We start from the raw sequence: 26,238 nt of genomic DNA on the forward strand, positions 1-26,238 counted from the left end.
CTACCTCTCCAGGTTCTTGCCGATGAGGCGAATGAGGAAGAAAGCGACGATGTTGGCGAGGATCACCGCGACAATACCGCCGGCCGAAGCGCCACCGACGTCGAACTGCAGGAGCGCCTGCGCATAAATCAGATAGGTGATGTTCGTCGTCTGAAGTCCCGGACCGCCATTGGTCGTCACCAGAATTTCGGCGAAGACGCTGAGCAAGAAGATGGTCTGGATGAGGATAACCACGGTGATGGCACGCGACATGTGCGGCAAGACCAGGTAGAAAAACCGGGAGAGCGCCCCGGCACCATCCATTTCCGCCGCCTCTATCTGTTCGCCGTCAAGCGATTGCAAAGCGGTCAGCAGGATCAGCGTGGCGAAAGGCAACCATTGCCAGGCGACGATGAGAATGATCGAAAACAGCGGGAGCTGGGCGAACCAGTCGATGGGCTGGAACCCGAAGGAGCGTGCGATCCACGCGAAGAGGCCGTTTACGGGATGCATCAGCATATTCTTCCACACCAGCGCCGAAACAGTCGGCATGACGAAGAACGGCGCGATGACCAGAAGCCTGACGATGCCCTGACCCCAGAATGGCTGGTCAAGTACCAACGCCAGCAGGACGCCGCCAATGACTGTTATCAGCAGGGTGCCGCCGACCAGCATGAGCGTGTTGCCGAGCGCGGTGAAAAATGCCGGGTCAGTGAGAAAGTACTGATAATTGAGAAAGCCAATAAATTCCTCGGTTCCAGGCATCAAAAGATTGTAGCGCAGGAACGAAAAATACAGCGTCATGACAAGCGGCACGATCATCCACAAAAACAGAAGGATGACGGCGGGCGACATCATGAGACGGGCGGTTGCACGTGTCTGAAGCGTAGCCATGGTCAGGGTTCCAATACAGCAATCATCAAAAAGCGAGAATGCAGAAGGAGGCCCGGGCGGATCCTGACATTCGCGTCAGGAAACCGTCCGGATGCCTGAGAGGAGTCTACTTGATGTAGCCGCCCTTGGTCATCTCGCGAGTCGTGAGCGCTTGCGCACTCTGCAAAGCCTGATCAACCTTCATCGAACCGGCAAGCGCCGCCGAAAACTGCTGCCCCACGGCTGTGCCGATACCCTGGAACTCGGGAATGGCGACAAACTGGCCACCGGTATAAGGCACCGGCTTGACGGTCGGCTTGGTGGTATTGGCCGCATTCATCGCGTCGAGCGTAATCTTGGCGAAGGGAGCTGCCTTCTCGTATTCAGGATTGGCATAAAGCGACTTGCGTGTGCCAGGAGGAACGTTGGCCCAGCCTTCCTTGCTTGCGACAAGCTCCGTATAGGCCTTGTCGGTCGCCCAGGAGACGAACTTCTGCGCAGCTTCCGCCTTCTTCGTGCCTGCAGGAATACCGAGGTTCCAGGCCCATAACCAGTTGCCATGGTTTTCGAAGCCGCCCGTCGGGAACAGCGCATAGCCCACCTTGTCGGCAACCTTGGAGTCCTTCGGGTTGGTCACGAAGGACGCAGCCACCGTCGCATCGATCCAGATGCCGCATTTGCCGGTCTGGAACAGCGCGAGATTTTCATTGAAGCCATTGGACGAAGCTCCGGGAGGGCCGGCTTCCTTCATCAGGTCGACGTAGAAGGTCAGCGCCTTCTTCCATTCAGGCTGGTCGAACTGCGGCTGCCACTTTTCATCAAACCAGCGCCCGCCAAACGAATTCGACATCGCGGTCAGGAGCGCCATGTTCTCGCCCCAGCCAGCCTTGCCGCGCAGGCAGATGCCATAGGTCTCGGTCGACTTGTCGGTCATCTTCTTCGCCGCGTCGGCGATCTCGTCCCAGGTCGGCTTTTCCGAAATCTTGACACCGGCCTTTTCGGCCAGGTCCGTGCGGTACATGACCATTGCGCTTTCGCCGTAGAATGGCGAGGCGTAGAGCTTGCCGTCAACAGAGACGGCAGCGTCAATAGCCGGCAAAAGGTCGGCCTTGTCATAGTCGGCGCCAAGGCCGTCGAGCGGCAGGAGCCAGCCCTGCTTGGCCCAGATCGGCACTTCATAGGTGCCGATGGTCATGACGTCGTACTGGCCACCCTTGGTGGCAATGTCGGTGGTGACGCGCTGACGCAACACGTTTTCTTCGAGCGTCACCCACTCAAGCTGGATGTCCGGATTTTTCTTGGTGAAATCTTCAGTCAATTTCTGCATGCGGACCATGTCGCCATTGTTGACCGTGGCGATGGTCAGTGTTTCCGCATGCGCAAAACTCGACATGGCGAGTACCGACGCCGCGCCGAGCAGAAGCGTTCTTGATAACATTTCATTCCTCCCGAATGTTATGAGCAATTGCTTGTGGTATGGGCAAATACTCACATAATGGCAAAACAAGTCAAGGGCAATTCGTCGTTGCGCTGCAGCAAATGAAAAAAGTCAGCTGGCGAGCAAGGCTTCCGCCGTCGCTTCGTCGGTGATCAAGCCATTGATAAGGCTGCCTTTCAGCGCCGCCTCGATGCCTGGCAGCTTTTTCGGCCCCTTGGCAATGGCGATGACCATGGCAGTGTCGCGCGACGGAATATGCGCACTGGCGACGCGATCATTGGTCAGGCCCTTGATCGGCACACCGTTGCGGTCGAAGGCGCGCCCGACGATTTCGCAGACCGCGCCGGCCTGCCTGAGCGCCAGAAGTTCCTGGCGCGAGATGAAGCCATCGATGAAGAGCGGCGCATCGTCCTCGAGGTCGCCGATGCCGACAAAGGCGACAGTCGCCTGCGCCGACAATTCCAGCACCGGGCGGATCATCGCCTGGCTGTGCAGGAGCTCGCGCTCCTCCGGCGAAGAGGCGATGACAGGCAGCGGCATCGGGAAGGAGCGCGCCTTGATCTTGTCGGCAATGTTGAAAATAACGTTGTAGAAAGCCGCCGAACCATCCGGGGCGATATTGCCGGTCAGCGACACCACTTTGTGCTGCGGACATTCGATCGGCGACAGCAGCTCGATCGCCGCCTTCAGCGTGCGGCCCGTGCCGATGCCGAGAACGATCGGCGTTTCCGACTTCAGCCAGCGCGTCATCTCGGCCGCCGCCGCATCGGCAACGCCGAGGGTCGTCGAGGTCGAGCCCGGATCGGTCGGCACCACTTCCGCCATCTTCAGGCCGAAGCGCTGCTTCAGTTGCTCGGCGAGATCGAGGCAACGGGCAATCGGGTGGTCGAGCCGGACCTTGACCAGCCCTTCCGACACGGCGAGCGATACCATGCGCTGCGCCGACTGGCGCGAAATGCCGAGCTTGGCGGCAATCTCATCCTGCGTGTTGCCGGCAACATAATAGAGCCAGCCAGCGCGCGCCGCATCGTCCAATCTCGTTGTGGTCAGGTCGGGCTTACTCACTTATTTGCCCCGTCTGGTGAAGCTGGGATTCCCGCCATGCGTGGTTCGACAGGCTCACCATGAGGGACCTTGGAGGGCTCCACTTTGTCGATGGCAGGCTCCTGCTCCCTCGTTCCTGAGCTCCCCTCCTCCCTCATCCTGAGCTTGTCGAAGGACGCACCTTTAGCCTTATGCCCGTCAGAGTGGCCGAGATCGCGTTCGGGCCAGACGATATCGCGCACCTTCTGCTTCAAGACCTTCGCCTCGGGAAAGCCGCCATCGCGTTTGCGCTCCCAGATGAGATCGCCGTTCACATGGATCTCGAAGATGCCGCCGGTGCCGGGAATGAGCGCCACCTCGCCAAGATCGGCGCCGAAGGTGGACAGCAGTTCCTGCCCCATCCAGGCGGCGCGCAGCATCCAGCTGCATTGGGTGCAATAGGTGATGGTGATGCGCGGTTTTGTTGTCATGTTCTGTCTATTATCATTTCCTCATCGGTATGTAAGCTGCTTCGTAGAGGCCAGGTTTTCCCCTTGCCACGCCCTCATCCTGAGTCTGGCCATTGCTTGCATGCTGGGAAGACGGGCGGTCGTCGAAGCGCGTCTTTGTAGATAAGGTGTGCGATCCGAAGACCGCCCGCTGACGTTGTCTCCCTGCCGGCCAGCTTCTGCTTGTTCCGCGGGGCGAGTGGATGAACGCCTGGAGTCCGGGCCCATCGTCGCCGTCGGTGCAGTGTCCGCACGATTGGCGTTGGCGTCAACAATGGAGGCAATATCTGCCTAAAATGCGCAGATTGACCCCCGAAGACGAACAGGTCGGCCAGCGCTTGGGTCCGTTGCCCGCCCGCTGATACGCCGTCCTTCCCCACTTTCGAACGGCTCCGGAAGCAGCTCCCCATGGAAAGGACGGGAATAGGATAACTCAGGTTTTGGAGGCGTGGATAAATGGCCAGGATTGTTTTTGTCCGAGGCTGCTGATTGTCTTGATGGCAATGCTGCTGTGCGTGGTTCGACAAGCTCACCATGAGGGAAGTGGGTTGATTGCAGGGAGCCAGGAAAAGCAAAGCTGATGCCTGTCGCGACGCCTCCGCTTATCGTGCAGCCCACCCATCTCCCTCATGGTGAGCTTGTCGAACCACGCACAGCAGCGATGCCATCCGGCAAATCAACGCACCCAAAAAATCCCCCACTTCCTGACATCCTCCTGACAGTAGGTTGTCAGTAGCCCTGCGTTATATCTATCCACGAAACGGGATGAAATAACGGGAGGACGGTATCATGGACGGAGCGATCGACACCCTTGGCAGCGCGGCGGATTTTGATTTTTTCATCGGCGACTGGAACATCCGCAATCTGCGCCTGAAGGAACGTTTTGCCGGCTCCGACGACTGGGAGATCTTCCCCGCCACGTCGAGCGTGCGCAAGATTCTCGAAGGCACGGGGAATTTCGAAGAGATGCACATGCCCTCGCAGGGCTTCACCGGGATGACGCTGCGCCTGTTCAACCCGCGCGACGGCTCATGGTCGCTGCATTGGGCCGACAGCCGCTCGAATGTGCTGTTTCCGCCGGTGATCGGCCATTTCGACAATGGCAAGGGCGTTTTCTACGGCGAAGATATGGATGATGGCGTGCCGGTGCGCGTACGCTTCCTGTGGACCCCCTCGCCCGAAGCACCGCTCTGGGCGCAGGCGTTTTCGAAGGATGGCGGCGAAACCTGGGAAACCAACTGGGTGATGGAGTTTACGAGGGCGTAGCTTGCAGGAGATGCAGTGGACAATCACATTGCAGTGGCGCTATGCGTGGTTCGACAGGCTCACCATGAGGGAAGTGGGTGGGCTGCATCGATAGTCACCAGCGTTGCAGAACCTCACTCCCTGCAATCAACCCACTTCCCTCATGGTGAGCTTGTCGAACCACGCAAAAATCAGCGGCGCGACATCTCGCGCGCAATGCGGGCGAAATCCGCCTGCTTGATGCCGATATCCGCACGATCCCGCGCGCTCATGCCCTGCAGCATGGCAAGCGCCTCGCGATAGGCACTGTCATTTTGGCGGTGGCTGCGCGTGGCGAAATCAATCAGAAAGCTCATGGCCTGTTTCCTGGTGGGTCTGGTTCAACTGACACAGGATAGGCGCAGGTGCAGATATTGTGCAGTGCAATATACGCATGGGAGGTATGTTGGGAGAGAATCGAAACTATACGTCATACAAATTGTTGCTCCCCCCAGTTTCGGAAACCAAGGAGTAATATTGCGGATTTTCGAAATCGTCCAAACCATACTGTTTGTACTTTTTCCTAGAAGCACGCCAAGCCAACACGAAGCTCGGTAGTCCGAGTTCAACTCAAGTTTGGATGGCCCATCGTACCATTGCCCGCTTAAAAGCGATTGGAAATTGGGTACTTCTTTGACTACTGGTTTCCCTTTCATAGCGAAAACGAGCCTGTAACGCTCTTTGAGCGCGCGCTTTACTACACTGACCAGCCAACCATCCAGTTCAGCAAACTGATCGACGGACGAGATCAGCGGGCAGAAAGCAATAAAGCCGCGAAATTTCCCAAGTCTCTGGTTTCGATCAAGAAAGCTTCTTATTTCATGCTCTCGCAATCCGCCATAAATAAACTTTCTAATCTCGTTGACGCAGGTAACCAAATCCCAATCAAAATGCGAGCCAACGACTCTACTTTTGTCAAATTTCTTCAGGCTTTTGAGGCTATACAGAAGGTGAATATAGATTATTCGGCTTAACCTCCGCTTTGTTTTTTTATTCCGCGACTCGAAAGTTGAATTTCGTCCTTCGAAAACTTATGTCCGATATAGTCAAATTCTTCGATAACATCCACTTGATCTCCATCACCGTTATTAACGTAAAAACTGCGCATCTCAGACTTAACGTCTGTGGCAAGGATTGATATCCCGGGTGACTTCTGGTGATTTATTGAAATACCAGAGTACTCACAGTGGTCGTCGAATGCTGAGAGGATCTGAAGAGCGTCGTTGTGATTGTTCGTCACGGCGACGATATCATCCGCAAACCGAACGAACTGTCCATTTGTCGATTCAAGTCGGCGGTCAAGCTGGTGTCCCGCCAGATTCGCAAGAAAAAGAGATAAAGACGAACCCTGCGGTACGCCCACTCTTCTAATTTCGGCAGGACCGTGACCATAGTTCTTCGAGTCGAATATTTTGTGCTTAAGGAAAGACCTCATCAAATACAGTTCCGTATTTGACAAATTAAACCCGGTTATCTCGAAGAGATGCTCCAAATATTTGTGGTCTATACTATCAAAGTATTTGGCAAAATCGAATTGTATAACATATTTCTTCCCGCCGTCTAAGAATGACCTCAATTGAATAACGGCATCAAAAAGACCCCTATCTTTCATGTACGCGTAACTGAATGGAGAGAAAAGATTTCTGTTTTTATCTCTCAACCTTCGATAGAACAGATTAGATATTGCTGAATCGGGAATGGAAAATACCATAATTTCTCGAAATCCGCCGGTGTCCTTGGCAATTCTATAGCGGATTGCGGGTTGAGGTTCGAATTCGCGGCTGCGTATCTTTAGCCAAATAACTTTGGCCAAAAACTTCGAATGCGTAATGCAGTATCGAGGGTTGAAATGGGGCGCCACCCCCCAGATGCTCGGCTCCCGATAGTCAGACACCAGAGGTGTCGAGCCCGTTCTTAATTTGTGCTTTCGCTGGTATTTCCTGTTCGCAAATCTTTGCTTTTCTTCTTTCCGAAGTATCTTGCGAGCTTGAAATTCAATCGCCTTGCGAATCACATCTTCCATTAAGAACCCTTTCGGGTTGAGCCACGCCAAGTCAGGGTCTCCTTAAAGGAGACGGCGTTTGCGAAGGGCGACGTCACTTGCGATGACACCTGCATAGGGAGTTTTCGTGGCTCAACTAGCACAACACGTGCATTGAACTACCTTCTATTGTTTTGCTCTAAAGAGAAAGGCTTTTTCTACTTCAATCTAAATATCTTCTTAAACTTACGATCACTCAGAATTACCAAACTGCTCTTCCTGCTCAACGGTCAGCGGCTTGATGCCGGGCGTTGGCAGTTCGGGCTGGTTGTCGCCCTGCGCGACAGGTGCCGCCACGGGCGGGGTGCGCGGCGCGGTTGTGGTGCAGCCGGCAAGCGCCGCGCTGCACAGGATCAGGGCGAGAAACGCCCCTCCCCGTCGCTTCGCTCCGACTTCCGGGGCGAGCCACGGGTCTCGCCCGCCTTCGGCCCCCACAAGGGGGAGGGTAAAGGGTGGCGGAGCCCTCAACTATCGCCCATCTTCAGCGCCTGGATGAAGGCTTCCTGCGGGATTTCGACCTTGCCGAACTGCCGCATGCGCTTCTTGCCTTCCTTCTGCTTTTCCAGAAGCTTGCGCTTGCGCGAGACGTCGCCGCCATAGCACTTGGCCGTCACATCCTTGCGCAGGGCCGAGATGGTTTCGCGCGCGATCACCGTGCCGCCGATGGCCGCCTGGATCGGGATCTTGAACATGTGCTTGGGGATCAGGTCCTTGAGCTTTTCGCAAAGGTCGCGGCCGCGCTTTTCGGCGGCGGCGCGGTGCACCATCATCGACAATGCGTCCACCGGCTCGCCATTCACCAGCACCGACATCTTGACGAGATTGCCTTCGCGATAATCGGACAGATGATAATCGAAGGAGGCATAGCCCTGGCTGATGGACTTCAGCCTGTCGTAGAAATCGAACACCACCTCGTTGAGCGGCAGGTCATAGGTGACCATGGCGCGCTTGCCGACATAGTTCAGATCGATCTGGATGCCGCGGCGGTCCTGGCAGAGCTTGAGGATCGAGCCGAGATAATCATCGGGGGTGAGGATCGTCGCGCGGATCCACGGCTCCTCGATGGAGGCGATCTTCATCACCTCCGGCATGTCGGCGGGATTGTGCAATTCGCGCTGGGTGCCGTCGGTCATGTTGAGCTTGTAAACGACGCTCGGCGCAGTGGCGATGAGATCGAGGTTGAACTCGCGCTCCAGCCGTTCCTGGATGATCTCGAGGTGCAGCAGCCCGAGGAAGCCGCAGCGGAAGCCGAAACCGAGCGCGGCCGAGCTTTCCATCTCGAAGGAGAAAGAGGCATCGTTGAGGCGCAGGCGGCCCATGGCGGCGCGCAGATCCTCGAAATCCGCCGCATCGACGGGGAAGAGGCCGCAGAAGACGACGGGCTGCGCCGGCTTGAAACCGGGCAGGATCGACGCGGTCGGGCGCTTGTCCTCGGTGATGGTATCGCCGACGCGGGTGTCGGCGACTTCCTTGATCGAGGCGGTAATGAAGCCGAACTCGCCGGGGCCAAGCTCATCGACGGCGAGCATCTTCGGCGTGAACACGCCGGTGCGCTCCACCGGATATTTGGCGCCGGTGCCCATCATGCGGATGGTCTGGCCCTTTTTCAGGACGCCATCGATGATGCGCACGAGAACGATGACGCCGAGATAGGCATCATACCAGCTATCGACCAGCATGGCCTTCAGCGGCTTGGTGCGGTCACCTTCGCGCGGCGGCGGCAGCTGGTTGACGATGGCTTCCAGCACATCCGGAATGCCGAGGCCGGTCTTGGCGGAGATGAGCACGGCCTGGCTCGCATCGATGCCGATGACTTCCTCGACCTGCTCGCGGATACGCTCCGGCTCGGCGGCGGGGAGATCGACCTTGTTCAAGACCACGACGATCTCGTGGTTGTTGTCGATGGCCTGATAGACATTGGCGAGTGTCTGCGCCTCGACGCCCTGGCTGGCATCGACGACGAGCAGCGAGCCTTCGCAGGCGGACAGCGACCGCGACACCTCATAGGCGAAATCGACGTGGCCGGGCGTGTCGATCAGGTTGAGGACATAGGTCTCACCATTGTTGGCCTTGTAGTTCAGCCGAACGGTCTGCGCCTTGATGGTGATGCCGCGCTCGCGCTCGATATCCATCGAGTCGAGCACCTGCTCCTTCATGTCGCGCAGCTCCAGCCCGCCGGTCGATTGGATCAGCCGGTCGGCAAGGGTGGATTTGCCATGGTCGATATGGGCGACGATGGAGAAATTACGAATGTGATCTAGTGGAGTGCTCATGCGCGCCACATAGAGCATTTCGGCCGGATTTGGAAGGGTAGCATGCGGGTGGTGACAGAATAGCGGAGAATAATTTTACCCGGGTATATTGACGACGGTATTTTACCCGGGTAAAAGCCCGCCATCCAACAGGTGAGCAGGATCATGGAAACGACAGAACAGACATGCACGGCCTTTCAGGGCATGCGGAAGATCGCGAGCGGCACGCGGGTTGAGGTCGCGCTGGCGCTGAAGCGCGCGTCCGATACAGGCGAGGCGATCTTCGTCTTCGACGATGCCACGGGGAAACAGGTGGAGTTCGACCTGCGCGGCAGCGATGCGGAAATCGCAGCACGGCTGGATACGAGCGAGCCGCGCAAGCCGGGGCGACCGAAGCTCGGCGTTACGGCACGTGAGGTAACGCTGCTGCCGCGGCAGTGGGACTGGCTCAACGGCCAGCCGGGCGGCGCTTCCGTTACGTTGCGCAAGCTGGTCGATGCGGCACGTAACGAAAATGGCGGGCGCGAAAAGAAGCGGCAGGCCCAAGGTGCAGCCGACAGCTTCATGATGGTGATGGCCGGTAACGAGCCGCATTACGAGGAAGCAGCGCGGGCGCTTTATGCCGGCAATGTGCAGCGGTTCACGGATTTGACGGAAGGCTGGCCCGCTGATGTGCGCGACCATGTGCGCAAATTGAGCGAGCCGGCGTTTGGCTGGGAGGACTGACCGGAACTTAAGACAGGCCTTGCCCTCATGGCTCTGGGTACCATGAGGGCAAGTAACGTTTTCGATCAAACGCCGATCTTGCCGCCGCCCTTTTTGGTGATGGCGAGGACGGAGGGGCGCACCGGCATGTTGTCCTTGAAGTCCGGCCAGTGGGTCGACAGGTCCTCGTAATAGGATGGACGGCCGAAGGGCTTCCAATCGTCGCCGCCATCGCCCGGATGCTGGACAGCAACCATGAAGGTTGCCATGTCCGGCAGCATGAGCGGGCCGCACATTTCCGCGCCGACCGGCACGCGGAAGAACAGTTTCGACGTGCCGCGGGCGGGACCGTCCGTATCCACAGCCCAGATGCCATCGGTGCGGCCAGTTTCCTTGGGTGAATTGCCATCGGTGGACACCCAAAGGCGGCCTTCCGCATCGACAGCGCAATTGTCCGGCATGCCGAACCAGCCATTCTTGGTGGTATCGGTGGAGAAGGATGCGCCGACATCGGCGACTGATGGATCACCGCATTTCAAGAGGATTTCCCACTTGCCTTTGGTGGCGGCGAAGTTTCCATCTTCCTCGGCAATCTCGACTATATGACCGAAGGCGTTCTTGGCGCGCGGATTGACGGCGTCGACCTGATCGTCCTTGCGCTTGGTATTGTTGGTCAGCATGACATAGACCTTGCCATTGACCCCGTTCGGGCCAATGTCTTCGGGGCGATCCATCTTGGTCGCGCCGAGCAGATCGCCAGCGCGGCGGGTTTCGATCAACACGTCTGCCTGGCTGGCAAAGCCATTGGCTTCCGTCAGCGGGCCCTCGCCGAAGACGACCGGCAGCCAGTTGACCGAGCCGTCGACATCGAACTTGGCGACATAAAGCGTGCCATCATCCAGAAGATCCATGTTGGCGGCGCGGTCGTCCGGATTGAATTTGCCGGTGGTGACGAACTTATAGACATAATCGAAACGCTCATCATCGCCGAGATAGAAGACGACACGGCCGTCCTTGGCGACGATGGAATCGGCGCCCTCATGCTTGAACCGGCCCATGGCAGTCCGCTTCTTGGGAATGGAATTGGGATCGTTCACATCGATCTCGATCACCCAGCCAAAGCGGTTGGCCTCGTTCGGGTCCTTCGACAGATCGAAGCGATCATGGAAGTTGCCCCAGTCGTAAACGCCTTCAGGAATGCCCATCCGCTTGTAATTGGCGGCTTCCTTGCTGTCTTCCGGCAGTTTGCCGGTGAAATAGCCATGGATATTTTCTTCGCCCGATACATAGGTGCCCCAAGGGGTAACACCGCCGGAGCAATTATTGATCATGCCGAAAACTTTTTTGCCGGAAGAATCGGCATTGGTCTTGACGCGGTCATGGCCGGCAACCGGGCCGGACAATTGCATTTCCGTATTGGCAGTGATGCGCCGGTTAAGCTTGCCGTCCTTGACAACCTGCCACTTGCCGTCGGTCTTTTTGATTTCGACAACTGTGCCGCCATGGGCGGCCATTTCGATATCGACACGCTTCTGGTCAGCCGGCGCGATCTCGATCTTGGCGTCGCCTTTGTCATCCTTGACGACTTTGACAATACCCGGGAACATCAGATGTTCATTGGTGTATTCGTGATTGACGACGAGCAGGCCGTGCTCGGAAGAACCGTCGATCGGAATATAGCCGACATAATCATTATTGTAGCCGAACTGCTTGGCCTGGCTTTCCGGTGTCTGGTTCAGCGGATCGAACTCGGGCGAATCTGCAAAAATGCCATCACCCCAACGCAGAAGGACATCCGCGTCATAACCGGCGGCGACATGGTGCGTCTCATCGATGCCGACCTCGACTTCCTCAAAAGTGAAGGCGGATTTGCTTTCGGCACGCGCATCGTCGGCCATCATCAGCGCCATGGGGCTAACAGTCGCGGCGATGGCGGATACGGCGAGAGAGCCCTTGAGAAAACCCCGCCGCGAGAAGCGCGCGGCAATGAGTTCGCCCATGGTGGCATTGTCGGTCGGGTTGTGGCCCGGACCGTCATTTTCCTCGAGCTGGCTGGTGCGGAATGTCGGAGACTGGTCGTTCATGGCGCTTACCTCTGGCTATCTGGCTGGGTCCTCAACGTCTCTTAAACGTATCCCCCCGCTATGACGCCAGAGTAACAATATGATGACAGACGCGCGCTATTAGTACGAAGGTCTAAGCTGCAGCGATGAATTCGCCATAGAGGTCGAGATCGACATTGCCGCCGGATAGCACGACAGCAACCGTCTTGCCTTCGATATCGACTTCGCCGCTCGCCAAAGCCGCAAGCCCAGCGCAGCCGCCGGGTTCGACGATCAATTTCAGGTAGTTCGCTGCATCGCGCATTGCGGCCTTCACGGCGTCATCGGTGACTGCGATGGCGCCGGCAAGATTGCGCTTGTTGACCGGGAAGGTGAGATTGCCCGGCTGCGGCGTCAGAATCGCGTCGCAGATCGAGCGATGCCCGGGTTCATTGGCGACCGGTTCACCGGCGATGAGCGAACGGCGCAGATCATCGAAGTTTTCCGGTTCTACGCCCCAGATACGCGTTCCAGGAGAACCAGCCTTCACCGCCACGGAAATGCCGCTGATAAGACCACCGCCGCCCGTCGGTACGAACAAGTGGTCGAAGGTTAGTCCACGCTCATTGGCATCGGCCACAAGCTCAAGGCCGATCGTCCCCTGCCCCGCCATGATCGATGGATCGTCATACGGTGGCACCAGCACCATGCCGCGCTCCTCGATATAGGGTGCGGCAACCTCATCGCGGGTTTGATTGTAGCGGTCGTAAAACACGACTTCCGCGCCGTAGGAGCGCGTGTTGGCGACCTTTGTCTGCGGAGCATCAAGCGGCATGATGATGGTGGCATGAATGCCGAATAGCTTGGCTGAGCTGGCAACGCCCTGGGCGTGATTACCCGAGGAATAGGCGATGATGCCGCGCTTGTGCTCGTCCCCGGTGAACTGGCTGATACGGTTGTAAGCGCCGCGGAATTTGAAAGAGCCTGTGCGTTGCAGACATTCCGGCTTGAACAGTATACGCGCCTTGTACTTCGCGTTCAGGGCTTCGGATTCTACAAGCCGCGTCGACACGATCTGGCCCTTGAGCCTTGCTGCGGCCGCCTCGACGTCACCTATATCAATCGCCAAACCCTGACTGTCCATGCTGTCCTCGCTTTAGGTCTTTCAATGCGAAGGATTGATAGCACCGCGATCCGTAACAGGCACTCAAATCATTGTCATCATAGCAATCGGAGGGTCATCGACTCGCCAGAAGTCCCCTCCCTGCTGCTACGCAGCTTCCCTCCCCACAAGGGGGAGGGTAACAGCACTATTCCTGCAAGCCTCCATCACCTGACGGGCGCGCCACCTACCCTCCCCCTTGTGGGGAGGGACGGAGCGCAGCGACGGGGAGGGGTCTTGTTTCAGCACGCTTTTCCAGAAACTGCGGCAATTCGGCGATGGAACCCAGGATGGCGTCGCTGAGATGCGCAAGGTCATCCAGCGTGCTGTTACCGGACAGGACGCCGATGGCAAGGCCGGCGCCAGCTGCATGGGCCATTTCCAGATCGTGGGCGTTGTCGCCGACCATGGCAATAGACTTTGGCTCGAGGCCCGTCTTGGCCGCAAACAAATGCAGCTGGTCCGCATGCGGCTTGGCGCGCGCCACGGAATCATAACCGATAATCACGCTGAACAATGCAGTCAGACCGAGCGCTTCCGCCGTTGCTCGGGCGCCGGCTTCCGAGTCGTTCGTGGCGATGCCAAGAACAAACCCTTGTGCGACCAGCGCTTCCAGCGTCACGTGCAACCCTCCGATGCCGATGGCACGGCGCGAGCCTTCTTGCACGGCATAAGCGTTGTAAGCGCTGATGCGCGCGCGCTTTTCTTCTATTGTCAATTCGGGATGCCACAGGTCGACAATGTCATTGACGGTTCCCGCGGCGATGACCGAGCCGCCACGAAACTTTTCCATCTCCCAATCATAACCGCCCGCTTCGACCAGTGCGCGCGCCCGTGCCTCATCACCATCGGCTGCCTTGTGCGCCAGTTCCATGGTGATGCCGAACCAGGTGCGGTTGAAATCGACGAGCGTGCCATCCTTGTCGAAGAGAATGCCGCGGATCTGGGAGGAGCCGGCCGTCGGCATCAGGCTTCCAGTGAGCCCGGCCGGGCGTTTTCCGAACGCTCGCCGCCGAGGAGTTTCAACAAATCATCGCCGCGACGGGTATAACGGTGGCTACGGCGCGTGAGAATCCGACCCGCCTGCGGTGCGGTCAGCGTGATATCGCCGCTCGGATCACCCGGGACAGTCACGACTGTCACCAACTTGGCGCCCGCTTGCACCTCATCGCCGATATCGACGTGGAACAGGATCATCCCGCCCTGCGGCGCCCGGATCATCTCGACGTTTTCGAGTGGCGTCACCGGGCCATTGAAATCAACATTCAGCTTGACGTTGTCGTCGATGATCACACCGCGGTGGACCAGGAACCTGTACAGGCCTTCGGCGTCGTGTTTGCCAGTTTCGATATCGACATCGTTCAGGCCGCGAAACTCGACGGTGGTGACCGCGCGGGCCTTTCGTTCTTGCTCGGACAGATGCAATGCCGGATGCGCACACGCCTCCTCGAAGGCGGCATCGGCCGTGCTGTCCCATGAAAGGATGGCGGTCGAACCGAGTGCTGAAGCGAGATCGTACATTTCCGGCAAGAAAGCCTGATGGATATAAAGGTAGTTTTCGCTCTCGTCGTCGCAGTGCAGGTCGAGCACGATTTCGTGCGGCAACGCCAGACGCAGAAGCTGCGCCTTCAACCGCTCCGCCAGAGATTTCGGCGCATCTATAGCGGGGAGCCCAGTGGTATCGAAGGATTCGAGCAGCGGGAAAGAACGGTTGAAATTGACGCCGGAAAAATAATCGAAACGGCCGAGATGCTGATGCGCCTGCCATTGCGCCGAGCCGATCGGATTTGCCTGCGGAACGACGGTGATATTGCCCGCGACGCGGCCTTCCTTTTCGGCCTTTTCAAGCATCGGAATGAGGAAATGCAATGCGGCCTGGCCCGGCAGTTCCGAACCATGTAGCGACGATTGCAAATAAGCACTCACGGTTTCGTTGTTTCCGCCCTCAAAGCGCAGGACGCGCAGTTCGATTAAGTTGCCCGGCACATCGCCGGCCAGCGTGATCTTTTCCGTCTTCATCATTCTTTTCCGATTATTTCGTGTGACTTTAGCTCTATTTGCCGCGGCGCTTGCGCAGGTGCGCGACAAGACCTTGCGTGGAAGCGTCCTTGTCCTTCGGCTTCACGTCACCGGAGACTACCGGCAGAAGTTCCGTCGCCAGTTCCTTGCCAAGCTCGACGCCCCACTGATCGAAGGCATTGATGCCGTAAAGCTGCGCCTCGACGAACACCCGATGCTCATAAAGCGCAATCAGGCGGCCAAGCGTATAGGGATCGAGAAGGTCATGGATAATGGTAATCGACGGGCGGTTGCCGGTGAAAACCCTGTGCGGCGCAATGCGGTTCACCTCGGATTTGGGCAGGTTCTTTGCCGCGAGTTGCGCCTTGGCTTCGTCCAGTGTGCGGCCGCGCATGAGTGCTTCGGATTGAGCGAGGCAATTTGCGAGCAGCATTTCGTGCTGGTTGTCGAGCTGTGGCTCATGACCCTTGGCCGCAACGATGAACTCCACAGGAATCGTATCTGTACCCTGATGCAGAAGCTGGAAGAATGCATGCTGACCGTTGGTGCCGGGCTCGCCCCAGACGACGGGTCCGGTCGGCCCGGTAACCGGCTTGCCGTCGATGGTAACGCCTTTGCCGTTCGATTCCATGTCGAGTTGCTGCAGATAAGCAGGCAACCGAGCCAGCCGCTGGTCGTACGGGATTACGGCGCGGCTGGTATAGCCCGAAATGGCGCGGTGCCAGTAGCCGATCAGACCCAGCATCATCGGCAGGTTTTTCTTCAACGGAGTTTTGCGGAAGTGCTCGTCCATGGCATGGGCGCCATCGAGAAAGCGGCCGAAATTTTCCGGTCCGATGGCGATCATCAGCGGAAGACCGATCGCCGACCAGATGGAATAGCGACCGCCAACCCAATCCCAGAAACCGAAAATGCGGTCTGCGGGAATACCAAAGGCGTCGACCTTGTCGAGTGCGGTGGAAACAGCGGCGAAGTGCTTGCCGACGGCATTCTCGCCCAGCGCATCGGCGATCCATTTGCGCGCCGCCTTGGCGTTGGTCATGGTCTCGATGGTGGTGAAGGTTTTCGAAGCGATGATGATCAACGTTGTTGCCGGATCGAGACCGGCAAGCGTATCGGCGATATGAGCGCTATCGATATTGGAGACGAAATGCGCTTTGGGGCCATCATGGTAGGGCGACATGGCAAGCGTGGCCATGGCTGGACCAAGATCGGAACCGCCGATGCCTATATTGACGATGTCAGTGATCGGCTTGTTCTTTGCACCCTTGATTTCGCCGGAACGCAGACCGTTGGCGAATGCCGCCATGCGATCGAGCACCTCCTTGACGCCAGGCATAACATCCTCGCCATCGACCTTGATCGGCTTGCCGGAGCGGTTGCGCAATGCAATGTGCAGCACTGCGCGGCCTTCCGTATTGTTGATTGGTTTGCCGGCAAACATTGCGTCGCGACGTTCTTCAACCTTGGCAACCTTGGCCATTTCGCCAAGCAGCGACAACGCTTCGTCGTCTACGAGGCATTTCGACCAGTCGAGCAGCAGATCGTCGAGCTGGAGTGAATAGCGGGAAAAGCGCTTCGGGTCATCGGCGAAGGTCGCGCGCATGTCCTTCGGCGCACCCTTTTTCCAATGTGCTTTCAATGCCAACACCTGCCGCTTGAGGTCGTTCGCTTGTCCTGATGCCATGTCTGTCTCCTGAAATCACGCTTGATGGTGGGCAAACTGCCACCGGAATGGTTTTAGTTCAATCAACCGGAAGAAGAATTTCGGTCTTTCCATACTACGGCAAGTCTGTGCCGCAAATGCTGGCGGAACTGCGGCGCTTCAAGCGCTTCTATTTGCCTGAATAGTATTCTAATTTGCTCCAAAAGGGAGGGCTGAGCATGGACTTGACCGGAGAAGAACGCATTGCCGCATCGCGCGACACTGTCTGGAAAGCCTTGAACGATCCGGAAATATTGAGGGCGTGCATACCCGGATGCGAAAGCCTCGAGAAAATCTCGGATACGGAGCTCGAAGCCATCGTCGGCGTCAAAATCGGTCCGGTCAAGGCACGTTTCAACGGCAAGGTGCAGCTGACGAATCTCAATCCGCCCTCCTCCTATACGATCTCCGGCGAAGGCAAGGGCGGAGTTGCCGGATTTGCCAAGGGCGGAGCCGATGTCACGCTGATCGAGGAAGGTAGCGAGACCGTGCTGGCCTATGTGGTCAACGCGGATGTCGGTGGCAAGATCGCCCAACTCGGCAGCCGGTTGATTGCCTCGACCTCCAAAAAACTTGCCACGCAGTTTTTCGAGAACTTCAACGCAGCGGTGAGCGGGACCTAGGAAAGGACCATCTGTCGCAATTTCCATAAGCCATGGCGGAAAGCCGTTTGGGTTTAAGGAGTCGAAGCCGGATATCCTGAACGCATGCAATAACGCATTTGGAATGGCATGCATGCGCTCCTTTGATTTTATCATTGTCGGATCAGGATCGGCGGGATCGGTCGTCGCGGAGCGACTTTCAGCAAGTGGACGACATTCCGTGCTGGTGCTGGAAGCTGGCGGCTCGGACCGGCGCTTCTTCGTGACCATGCCGCTCGGCTATGGCAAGACGTTTTACGACAAATCCGTCAACTGGATGTACCGCGCGGAACCTGATCCTGGCCTTGATGGCAATGCCGACTACTGGCCGCGCGGCAAGGTGCTTGGCGGATCGAGTTCGATCAATGCCATGGTCTATGTTCGCGGCGCACCCGAAGACTTTGACGAGTGGCGCGACAGGGGCAATCCGGGCTGGGGCTACGCCGATGTTCTGCCGGTATTCCGCTCGCTTGAGGATCATGACGGGCCGGCACAGAGCCTTGGCAAGGGCGGACCGCTGCATGTCAGCGACTGCTCAAAGCTGTTTCACCCGCTTGCCAACCAACTGATTAAGGCGGCGCAGGAAGCCGGACTTGCCTATAACCCTGATTTCAATGGCGCGCGCCAGGAAGGCGTCGGGCCTTTTCAATTGACGACGAAAGGCGGAAGGCGGATGTCCGCCGCTCGGGCTTTCCTGCGACCTGCGATGAAGCGGCCCAATGTCACCGTCATCACGCAAGCGATGGTGACGCGCATTCTTTTCGAAGGAAACCGCGCCTCTGGCGTCGAATTCATCCGGAACGGCGAGAGCGAGACTGTCATGGCCGGCCGCGAAATCATACTCTGCGGCGGCACGATCAATACGCCGCAGCTCCTGGAACTGTCGGGCATCGGCGACGCCACGCGGCTGCGCGATCTTGGCGTTGCTGTGGTACACGACAACGCCCAGGTGGGCGAAAATCTGCAGGACCATCTTGGTATCAACTACACCTACCGGGCCAATGTTCCATCGCTCAACCAGATGTTGCGACCATGGTGGGGAAAGACGCTTGCGGGCATGGAATACCTGCTGCTGCGGAGCGGACCCCTGTCAATCAGCATGAACCAGGGCGGCGGCTTTTTTCGTAGCGACCCATCGCGCAAGCGCGCCAACATGCAGCTCTACTTCCAGGCTTTTTCAACGCTAGTCCCCAAGAATGGCGAACGGCCGATACTGACGCCCGACCCGTGGCCGGGCTTTTCCATCGGGCTTTCGAACTGCCGTCCGACGAGTACGGGTTCGATCCACATTCGCTCAAGCAACCCGCTGGAGCCCCCGCGCATCGTGCCGAACGCGTTCTCCACTAACCATGACGTGGCAGAGATGCTCGACGCGGTGAAATTCCTGCGCAAGATCGCCGCAACGCCGACAATGTCCAAGCTGATCGTGGAGGAATTGCTGCCGGGCGCGGCTTGCCGGCGCGATGATGAATTGATCACGGATTTCCGGCGGCGCAGTGGCACGGTCTACCATCCCGTTTCCACCTGTCGCATGGGCCCGGATCCGGCGCAATCGGTGGTCGATCCGCGTTTGCGGGTTCACGGCGTAGAGGGACTACGCATCATCGACTGCTCGGTATTTCCCAATATCATTTCCGGCAATACCAACGCCGCTGCCATGATGGTAGGTGCCAAGGGAGCAGAACTTGTTCTGGAAGACAGTGACAAGTACTGAATAGCACGCTCGAAGTCGAAGCCGCTTCCGGCGCCTGCCGACATACCGTTCCAACGATAACCGTTCGAAAACTGTTGCCACAGCTCTGCCGCCGGCGTCGACTCCGGTTATTCGACGCCCCGCAACTTGAATGGCAGGACCTATACCGTGGTATGGCTCGCCCTACCCCTCGACCCCAATTTACCGCGAACACGCCTCAACGTAGCTTCGTCGATGCCGTGTGTAAGGCGGCGGTCAGCAAACACAGGAGGCAAACATGAACCTACAACACACTTCACATCCCGCTAGATCGGCCCCCGACGAGTTGGTTCCGTCGCGCTACGCGTTGAAGATCGGCGAGATCGACGTAATGGTGATCAGCGACGGGGTGCTTCCGTTGCCAGGCAAGATGTTGGGCCACAACGCCGAAGCGGCCGACCGGGCGGCTTGGCTCAACTACAATTTCCTGCCGACGGATAAGCTCGACTGGGGGCTGAACGTGGTCGTGGTTCGAAGCGGCGGCAAGACCATCCTCATCGACGCCGGGCTGGGAGACGATCCGAACTTGAATTTGCCGCGGGCCGGGCAGTTGGCCCATCGACTAAAGGCCGCCGGCATCGATCTTGGGTCCGTGACCGACGTGGTGCTTACCCACATGCACATGGACCACATTGGCATGCTGCTCGTCGACGGGGTGAAAGACCAACTGCGTAAGGACTTGCGGATCCACGTTGCAGCCGCCGAGGTCGAGTTCTGGACGCACCCAGATTTCTCCCACGTCTCCATGCCGGAGGGGTTCCCGGACGCGCTTCGGGCCGCCGCCAAGCGGTTTGCGGAAGAGTACCGCAGCAATCTGCAGACGTTCGAGGAGGAGTACGAGGTTGCGCCGGGGGTGGTCGTCACCCGCACCGGCGGCCACACCCCAGGGCATAGCGTGGTGCGCCTCGCGTCCGGCGGCGACCGGCTGATGTTCGCCGGCGACGCCGTATTCGCGGTCGGGTTCGAACATCCCGACTGGTTCAACGGCTTCGAACACGACCCCGAAGAGGCGGCGCGTGTCCGCGTCCGTCTTTTGAAGGAGCTGTCGGCGACCGGCGAGCTGCTGGTGGCCACTCATCTGCCGTTCCCATCCATCGGTCATGTGGCGACCGACGGCGATACCTTTCGTTGGGTACCGATATTCTGGGACTACTGACCCTTGTTGGGTTAGGGCTGCACCAGGGCGCGTACTCATAGGGTTTGTGAGCCCGTGCCCTAGTCAGCTATATCTTGCTTCGAGCAGATCGATATCGCGCACCATTTTGCTGGCGACGGTGCTTTCCAGCCGCCGCGCCCGCACCAGACGGTAGATTTCCTGCCGCTCTGCCTTCAGCGCGGTAATGTGCAGCTGTTTTCCGATTTCCTCGCTTCGTGCCGCCTGTTCGCGTTCCTCACCAAGATGCATGCGCCCGTCGATGCGCTTGCGATAGAGCTCCATGATCTGCGTAGCCACATCGGTGAAAGCATCGGCGTCGGCACGGCCGGATGCGAGTTCGTGTTGGGCCTTTTCGATGGCCATGATCGCGGCTTCCGCGGCGGCAATACGGGCGTAATCCTCCTCCCGTTGGTGGGAATCTTCTATCGGCAGGTCGATATTCTTAAGCACGCGCGGAAGACAAATGCTTGCCATAATGAGGGACAGGATAATGACGCCTGCCGCCAAGAATATTACAAGATCACGGGCGGGAAACAGGCTTCCATCATTGAGGAAAAACGGTAGCGTCAGGATACCGGCCAGGGTGATGGCACCACGAACCCCGGCAAAGGACATGGCGGCGACGAGCTGCCAACTTGGCCTCACGCCGGGCTGTCCACTTTTGGAAGACCGGCGAAAGGCGAAGCGCCACGAGACCCAGACCCACGCAAAGCGAAGCGCGACCAGCGACGCATAGATAACCACCACATAGACCGGCAGCCACCAGTAACTCGCCCTACCCACGTGATGGACGTTGTCGACCGCACCTGAAAATATGCCCGGGAGCTGCTCGCCCAGAAGCACGAAAATGGCGCCGTTGGCTGCAAATTGTGCCGTGTCCCAGACGGCAGTGCGTCTTACCCTTGTCAGAGCCAGAGACTGGCCGGTGTTCTCGGCGTAGCTCATTGTGATGCCGGCGGCGACGGCTGCAAGAATGCCGGAGGCATGTACATGTTCTGCCAGGAGATAGGCACCAAAGGGGATGAGCAGGCTGATAAGGATTTGCGAGCCGCTTTCTTCACCAAGATGCCGGGTCAGGAACGCCTTGCCCCTTGTGACGCCAAGGGTGACACCAACACCGATTATAATTCCCGCAAAGGCAAGCCAGAGGAATGTCAGGAATGCCGCCTGCAGCGAAAACGCGCCGGTAAGCATGGCGGCAACCGCAAAGCGCATGCAGACAAGGCCGGACGCATCGTTCAGGAGCGATTCGCCTTCGAGAATATGCATCATGCGCGAGGGGATTGGCACGCGTGCCGCAATGGCGGAAACGGCGATCGGGTCGGTCGGCGAAAGGATTGCGGCAAGCGCAAAGGCGACCGGCAACGGCACGGACGGGATCATCCAATGGACGAAGAAGCCGACGCCGATAACCGTAAAAATAACAAGCCCGAGCGCCATTTCGAGAATGATGCCCTTGTCGCGGAAGAGACCTTCCTTGGGGATGCGCCAGCCATCAAGGAACAGCAGAGGCGGCAGAAACAGCAGGAAGAAGATGTCCGGATCAAGCTGGACGCGAATGTTCGTCACCGAGGCGATCGCCGCTCCGAGGCCGATCTGCACCAGCGGCAGCGGCACTGGAAGGGGAAGGACCCGGATGATGGAATCGCTGACCACCACGGCCAGGAGCATCAGCAGGACAATGGTTATTGTTTCCACGGAGAATCCAGTTTTGATCGGGAACAGGATGGAGGAAGTGCGGGTGCTTTGTCGAGCCGAACCTTGGCGACTTTGTGCCCAGATAGTGCCGAAGAGGTGAATTGCACGATTTCGCCAAAGGACGGGGCAAAATGATTTTACGTTTACGTCAATGTAAATACTTGCAAGCAACCTGCCTCTCGCAATAGATAGCGTTGTTAAGTAGCATGCGTGCGGGTTTGGAGAACTACGCGCAGGCTTCAAAGAAAATCAACTGGGAGGTTAATGTGGCGAAAGAGACAACACCGGCAAGAACAACCAAGAACGCGGCAAAAGCGCCAGTTGATAAAGCGGCAAAGATTGCTGCGCCAGCTTTGAAAAAGCAAACCGGTAACGTCAGGAAGGCCGCAACGGACAATTCGGTAAAAGCGCGTGCGAAACCGAAAAACGCAAGCGCTTCAAAGGCGCCTGCCCAAGCAAAAGCCGCTGCGCTTGCTGAAGTCCCAGCGAAAACGAGAACTGCCCGCGCGTCCAAGGCAGCAGCTGTCCCAACAAAATCTGTTGTTGCGGAAGCCGCTGCAAAACCGAAAACAACGCCTGCCAAGGCAAAATCGGTGGCAAAGCCAAAAGCCGGGACTGCCAAGGTGGCAAGCGCCAAGCCTACGCCGCGCGAGTGGGTGAAATCCTATCCGGAAGGTGTTCCGGCGGAGATCTCTGCATCGCAATATGAGTCAGTTGGCGATTTGCTTGCGAGGGCTTTCAAGCAATATGCCGACCAACCCGCATTCAGCTGCATGGGCAAGAGCATGACCTATGCCGATCTCAATCGCCACTCGCGCGCCATGGCCGCATGGCTGCAATCGCGCGGACTGGTCAAGGGCGATCGCGTCGCTGTCATGATGCCCAATATTTTGCAATATCCAGTCATGATCGCCGCGATCCTTCGCGCGGGCCTGACGGTCGTCAATATCAATCCGCTTTATACGCCGCGCGAGCTCGAACACCAGTTGAAGGACAGCGGTGCCAAGGCAATTATTATTCTAGAAAACTTTGCCTCAACGCTGGCAAAAGTTGTCACCAAAACGCCTGTTCAGCACGTGATCGTAGCGGCGATGGGCGATATGCTGGGCCTGAAGGGTCATCTCGTGAATCTCGTCGTGCGGCGCGTCAAGAAGATGGTGCCCGCGTGGTTTTTGCCGGGCCATACGCCATTCAAAACAGCACTCGCTCAAGGTGCAGCTCAAAAGTTGAAACCCGTTGAAGTAACCGGCGCTGACGTTGCCTTCCTGCAATATACCGGTGGCACCACAGGTATTTCCAAAGGCGCAATCCTTACACACAGCAACATTGTTTCCAATGTCGCACAAATGCGCCTGTGGTGCGATGTCGGGTTTCGCGTGAAAGGACGCCCGAAGGACATCGTCTACATTTGCGCGCTGCCGCTTTATCACATTTTCGCTCTGACGGTAAATGCGATGATGGGCATCGATCAAGGTGCGCTGAATGTGCTCATTCCAAATCCCCGCGATATTCCCGGCTTTGTCAAAGAGCTGCAGAAGTACAAGTTCCACATTTTCCCCGGGCTAAACACGCTGTTCAACGGCCTTCTCAACAATGAAGAATTCCGGAAGCTCGACTTCAAGGAATTGATCCTCTCGCTTGGCGGCGGCATGGCGGTGCAGAAGCCGGTAGCAGAGCGCTGGAAGGAAGTAACAGGCTGCCTGATCACGGAGGGCTATGGCCTGTCGGAGACATCTCCGGTTGCTTCGGCAAACCGGCTCGATGCAACCGAATTCTCCGGCACGATTGGATTGCCGCTCCCCTCGACGGATTTCTCCATCCGCGATGATGAAGGCAAGGAGCTTCCATTAATGGAGGTCGGCGAGATCTGCATCCGCGGTCCGCAGGTCATGGCAGGCTACTGGAACCGCCCGGACGAAACCGAGAAGGCGATGACATCGGACGGCTTTTTCCGTTCCGGCGATATGGGCTACATGGATGAACGTGGCTACACCAAGATCGTTGACCGCAAGAAGGACATGATCCTGGTCTCGGGCTTCAATGTCTATCCGAACGAGATCGAGGAAGTGGCGATGGAGCACGTTGGCATACGCGAAGCGGCGGCTATCGGCGTGCCGAATGAGCATTCGGGAGAGATCGTCAAACTCTTTATCGTCCGCAAGGATCCGGCGCTGACCGAGGAGGCCGTGAAAGCCTTCTGTGCCGAACGGCTGACCAACTACAAGCGCCCGCGCATCGTGGAGTTTCGCGATGAGTTGCCGAAGAGCAATGTCGGCAAGATATTACGGCGCGAACTGCGGGATTGATCGGGGGCTAAGCAGCCTTGTCGCGAACCTGATAATCCTTGATCGCGGCGAAGCGGATCGCCTTCCAGCGCTCCGCTTCATAAGACAGCGAAAACGTGTTCTGAGCCAGAAACACCGGATCATTGTCGAGATCATGTGCGATATCGGCACGATGTGAATTGATGAAACGCTGCAACTCTGCCGGATCGTCCGCGGAAATCCAGCGCGCGACAGTAAAGCGGGCGGGTTCGAAGCCAACGGGGAGCGTATATTCCACCTTCAGCCGCTCGGTCAGAACGTCGATCTGCAGCGCGCCAACAACACCGACGATAGCGGGCGAGCCGTCATCCGGCAGGAAGAGCTGGACCACGCCCTCCTCCGCCATCTGCTGCAGGGCCTCGCGCAGCTTCTTTGCTTTCATCGCATCGTCGAGACGCACGCGGCGCAGGATTTCCGGCGCAAAGTTGGGCACGCCGCGGAACAGAAGGTCCTCGCCCTCCGTCAGCGTGTCCCCGATACGCAGCGTTCCATGATTGGGAATGCCCACCACATCGCCGGCCCAAGCCTCATCGGCGATCTGGCGGCTGCGCGCGAAGAAGAACTGCGGCGCAGACAGGCTCATCGGTTTGCCTGTGCGCACCAGCTTGGCTTTCATGCCGCGCGACAGTTTTCCGGAGCAGACACGCAGAAAAGCGATGCGGTCGCGATGGTTGGGATCCATGTTCGCCTGAATCTTGAAGACGAAGCCGGTCATCTTGTCTTCGGTTGCCTCGACCTTGCGCGTATCGGCATCCTGCGCACGCGGGCTCGGGCCATAATCGCAGAAGGCTTCGATCAGATCACGCACGCCGTAGTTGCGCAGCGCCGAACCGAAATACACAGGGGTAAGATGACCCTCACGGAAAGCCTGCAGATCGAACGGATTGCAGGCATCGCGCGCCAGCGTCACCTCGTCAATCCACGCTTGACGTTCATTTTCCGGCAAAAGACCGGATGCAGCGGAGGATTCAGGACCATTGACCGGCGTCGGCACCTCTTCCTCGTCGCGCCGGCGCACCGTGTTGTTCTGCAGATTGTAGGTTCCGGCAAAGCTCTTGGCGCGGCCAATGGGCCAGGTGATTGGCGCGGTGTCCAGCGCAAGTTTTTGCTCGATCTCGTCGAGAATTTCGTAAGGGTCGCGGCTTTCGCGATCCATCTTGTTGATGAAGGTAACGATTGGAATATCGCGCATGCGGCAAACTTCGAAGAGCTTGAGCGTACGCGCTTCGATGCCCTTCGCGGCATCGATAACCATGACCGCGCTATCGACGGCAGTCAGCGTGCGGTAGGTGTCATCGGCGAAGTCCTCGTGACCAGGCGTATCAAGCAGATTGAAGATGCAATCCCTATACTCGAACGTCATGACCGAAGTGACCACCGAAATACCGCGATCACGCTCGATATTCATCCAATCGGAGCGTGTCTGGATACGATCCTTCTTGGCCTTGACCTCACCCGCGAGCTGGATCGCTCCGCCGAACAGCAGCAGCTTTTCGGTCAGTGTGGTTTTACCGGCGTCAGGGTGTGCGATGATCGCAAAGGTACGGCGCTTGGAAACGGGATGGTCGGCAGAAGACATGGAAGCTCAAACTCGATGAAGGAAAGGTTGCGCGCCTTCTATCAGCCGCAGGCTTCGCAGTCGATGGTTGATTGCG

At 57.9% G+C, this 26,238-nt stretch carries 20 protein-coding genes and 1 pseudogene; 7 read left to right on the plus strand and 14 right to left on the minus strand.

Annotated features, from left to right (window positions below):
• The 4 genes and pseudogenes from FHS21_RS04570 to FHS21_RS30550 all read right to left on the minus strand — a co-directional run.
• Positions 1-873: a carbohydrate ABC transporter permease gene (locus tag FHS21_RS04570; RefSeq protein ID WP_112525590.1), complete on the minus strand. Its 873-nt coding sequence runs from the start codon at positions 871-873 to the stop codon at positions 1-3.
• Positions 874-979: 106 nt separating this feature from the next.
• Positions 980-2,290 carry an ABC transporter substrate-binding protein gene (locus tag FHS21_RS04575; RefSeq protein WP_112525592.1) on the minus strand — a complete coding sequence of 437 codons (1,311 nt, stop codon included), beginning with the start codon at positions 2,288-2,290 and terminating at the stop codon, positions 980-982.
• Between the two features lie 111 nt (positions 2,291-2,401).
• Positions 2,402-3,355 carry a sugar-binding transcriptional regulator gene (locus tag FHS21_RS04580; protein WP_112525594.1) on the minus strand — a complete coding sequence of 318 codons (954 nt, stop codon included), beginning with the start codon at positions 3,353-3,355 and terminating at the stop codon, positions 2,402-2,404.
• Positions 3,356-3,531: 176 nt separating this feature from the next.
• Positions 3,532-3,804, minus strand: a pseudogene (locus FHS21_RS30550) (Rdx family protein); the annotation flags it as partial.
• Between the two features lie 807 nt (positions 3,805-4,611).
• Here FHS21_RS30550 and FHS21_RS04590 point away from each other — a divergent pair.
• A complete protein-coding gene (locus FHS21_RS04590) occupies positions 4,612-5,088 on the plus strand; it encodes a hypothetical protein (RefSeq protein WP_183661036.1) in 477 nt (158 codons plus the stop codon).
• A gap of 170 nt (positions 5,089-5,258) precedes the next feature.
• Here FHS21_RS04590 and FHS21_RS04595 read toward each other — a convergent pair whose 3' ends face one another.
• Positions 5,259-5,423 carry a hypothetical protein gene (locus tag FHS21_RS04595; RefSeq protein WP_183661039.1) on the minus strand — a complete coding sequence of 55 codons (165 nt, stop codon included), beginning with the start codon at positions 5,421-5,423 and terminating at the stop codon, positions 5,259-5,261.
• A gap of 297 nt (positions 5,424-5,720) precedes the next feature.
• On the opposite strand from FHS21_RS04595, the gene FHS21_RS04600 reads away from it, so the two are divergent.
• Entirely contained in the window at positions 5,721-6,080 is a 360-nt protein-coding gene (locus tag FHS21_RS04600) for a hypothetical protein (protein ID WP_183661042.1), read from the plus strand.
• On the opposite strand, the gene FHS21_RS04605 is transcribed toward FHS21_RS04600, so the two are convergent.
• Together FHS21_RS04605 and lepA are read right to left on the minus strand one after the other, a co-directional pair.
• Complete coding sequence (locus FHS21_RS04605; RefSeq protein ID WP_183661045.1) at positions 6,077-7,159, minus strand: reverse transcriptase domain-containing protein; 1,083 nt, start codon at positions 7,157-7,159, stop codon at positions 6,077-6,079. The two genes, FHS21_RS04600 and FHS21_RS04605, sit on opposite strands and share 4 nt — an antisense overlap.
• Before the next feature lie 452 nt (positions 7,160-7,611).
• On the minus strand, positions 7,612-9,420 hold the full coding sequence (gene lepA / locus FHS21_RS04610; RefSeq protein WP_112525767.1) for a translation elongation factor 4: 1,809 nt from the start codon (positions 9,418-9,420) through the stop codon (positions 7,612-7,614).
• Positions 9,421-9,564: 144 nt separating this feature from the next.
• On the opposite strand from lepA, the gene FHS21_RS04615 reads away from it, so the two are divergent.
• Positions 9,565-10,125 carry a DUF2239 family protein gene (locus tag FHS21_RS04615; protein WP_183661048.1) on the plus strand — a complete coding sequence of 187 codons (561 nt, stop codon included), beginning with the start codon at positions 9,565-9,567 and terminating at the stop codon, positions 10,123-10,125.
• Positions 10,126-10,190: 65 nt separating this feature from the next.
• Here the strand turns inward: FHS21_RS04615 and FHS21_RS04620 are convergent, their stop codons facing one another.
• From FHS21_RS04620 to pgi, 5 genes are all read right to left on the minus strand, one after another.
• The gene (locus FHS21_RS04620; RefSeq protein WP_183661051.1) at positions 10,191-12,188 is read right to left on the minus strand and encodes a PhoX family protein; all 1,998 of its coding nucleotides are present in this window, start codon (positions 12,186-12,188) and stop codon (positions 10,191-10,193) included.
• 112 nt (positions 12,189-12,300) lie between these two features.
• A complete protein-coding gene (locus FHS21_RS04625) occupies positions 12,301-13,290 on the minus strand; it encodes a threonine ammonia-lyase (RefSeq protein WP_183661054.1) in 990 nt (329 codons plus the stop codon).
• 205 nt (positions 13,291-13,495) lie between these two features.
• Positions 13,496-14,275 (minus strand): HAD family hydrolase, encoded by a 780-nt coding sequence (locus tag FHS21_RS04630; protein ID WP_183661057.1) that lies wholly within the window; start codon positions 14,273-14,275, stop codon positions 13,496-13,498.
• Entirely contained in the window at positions 14,275-15,327 is a 1,053-nt protein-coding gene (locus FHS21_RS04635) for a M14 family metallopeptidase (protein WP_112525614.1), read from the minus strand. The genes FHS21_RS04630 and FHS21_RS04635 overlap by 1 nt, the downstream gene beginning before the upstream one ends.
• A gap of 34 nt (positions 15,328-15,361) precedes the next feature.
• Entirely contained in the window at positions 15,362-17,014 is a 1,653-nt protein-coding gene (pgi, locus tag FHS21_RS04640; RefSeq protein ID WP_183661059.1) for a glucose-6-phosphate isomerase, read from the minus strand.
• 197 nt (positions 17,015-17,211) lie between these two features.
• On the opposite strand from pgi, the gene FHS21_RS04645 reads away from it, so the two are divergent.
• The 3 genes from FHS21_RS04645 to FHS21_RS04655 all read left to right on the plus strand — a co-directional run bounded on the left by FHS21_RS04645 (position 17,212) and on the right by FHS21_RS04655 (position 20,561).
• Complete coding sequence (locus tag FHS21_RS04645; RefSeq protein WP_112525618.1) at positions 17,212-17,655, plus strand: SRPBCC family protein; 444 nt, start codon at positions 17,212-17,214, stop codon at positions 17,653-17,655.
• 112 nt (positions 17,656-17,767) lie between these two features.
• Entirely contained in the window at positions 17,768-19,387 is a 1,620-nt protein-coding gene (locus tag FHS21_RS04650) for a GMC family oxidoreductase (protein ID WP_112525621.1), read from the plus strand.
• 256 nt (positions 19,388-19,643) lie between these two features.
• Positions 19,644-20,561: an MBL fold metallo-hydrolase gene (locus FHS21_RS04655; RefSeq protein WP_112525623.1), complete on the plus strand. Its 918-nt coding sequence runs from the start codon at positions 19,644-19,646 to the stop codon at positions 20,559-20,561.
• Positions 20,562-20,624: 63 nt separating this feature from the next.
• Here FHS21_RS04655 and FHS21_RS04660 read toward each other — a convergent pair whose 3' ends face one another.
• Positions 20,625-22,259, minus strand: coding sequence for a Na+/H+ antiporter (locus FHS21_RS04660; protein WP_112525625.1), 1,635 nt, complete (start codon positions 22,257-22,259; stop codon positions 20,625-20,627).
• Between the two features lie 266 nt (positions 22,260-22,525).
• Here FHS21_RS04660 and FHS21_RS04665 point away from each other — a divergent pair, with 266 nt between their 5' ends.
• Positions 22,526-24,565 (plus strand): long-chain-fatty-acid--CoA ligase, encoded by a 2,040-nt coding sequence (locus tag FHS21_RS04665; protein WP_376772059.1) that lies wholly within the window; start codon positions 22,526-22,528, stop codon positions 24,563-24,565.
• 7 nt (positions 24,566-24,572) lie between these two features.
• Here FHS21_RS04665 and FHS21_RS04670 read toward each other — a convergent pair whose 3' ends face one another.
• A complete protein-coding gene (locus FHS21_RS04670) occupies positions 24,573-26,162 on the minus strand; it encodes a peptide chain release factor 3 (RefSeq protein ID WP_112525629.1) in 1,590 nt (529 codons plus the stop codon).
• Positions 26,163-26,238: the final 76 nt, after the last annotated feature.

This window comes from Phyllobacterium trifolii, assembly GCF_014192095.1.
In the GTDB taxonomy this organism is placed as follows: domain Bacteria; phylum Pseudomonadota; class Alphaproteobacteria; order Rhizobiales; family Rhizobiaceae; genus Phyllobacterium; species Phyllobacterium trifolii.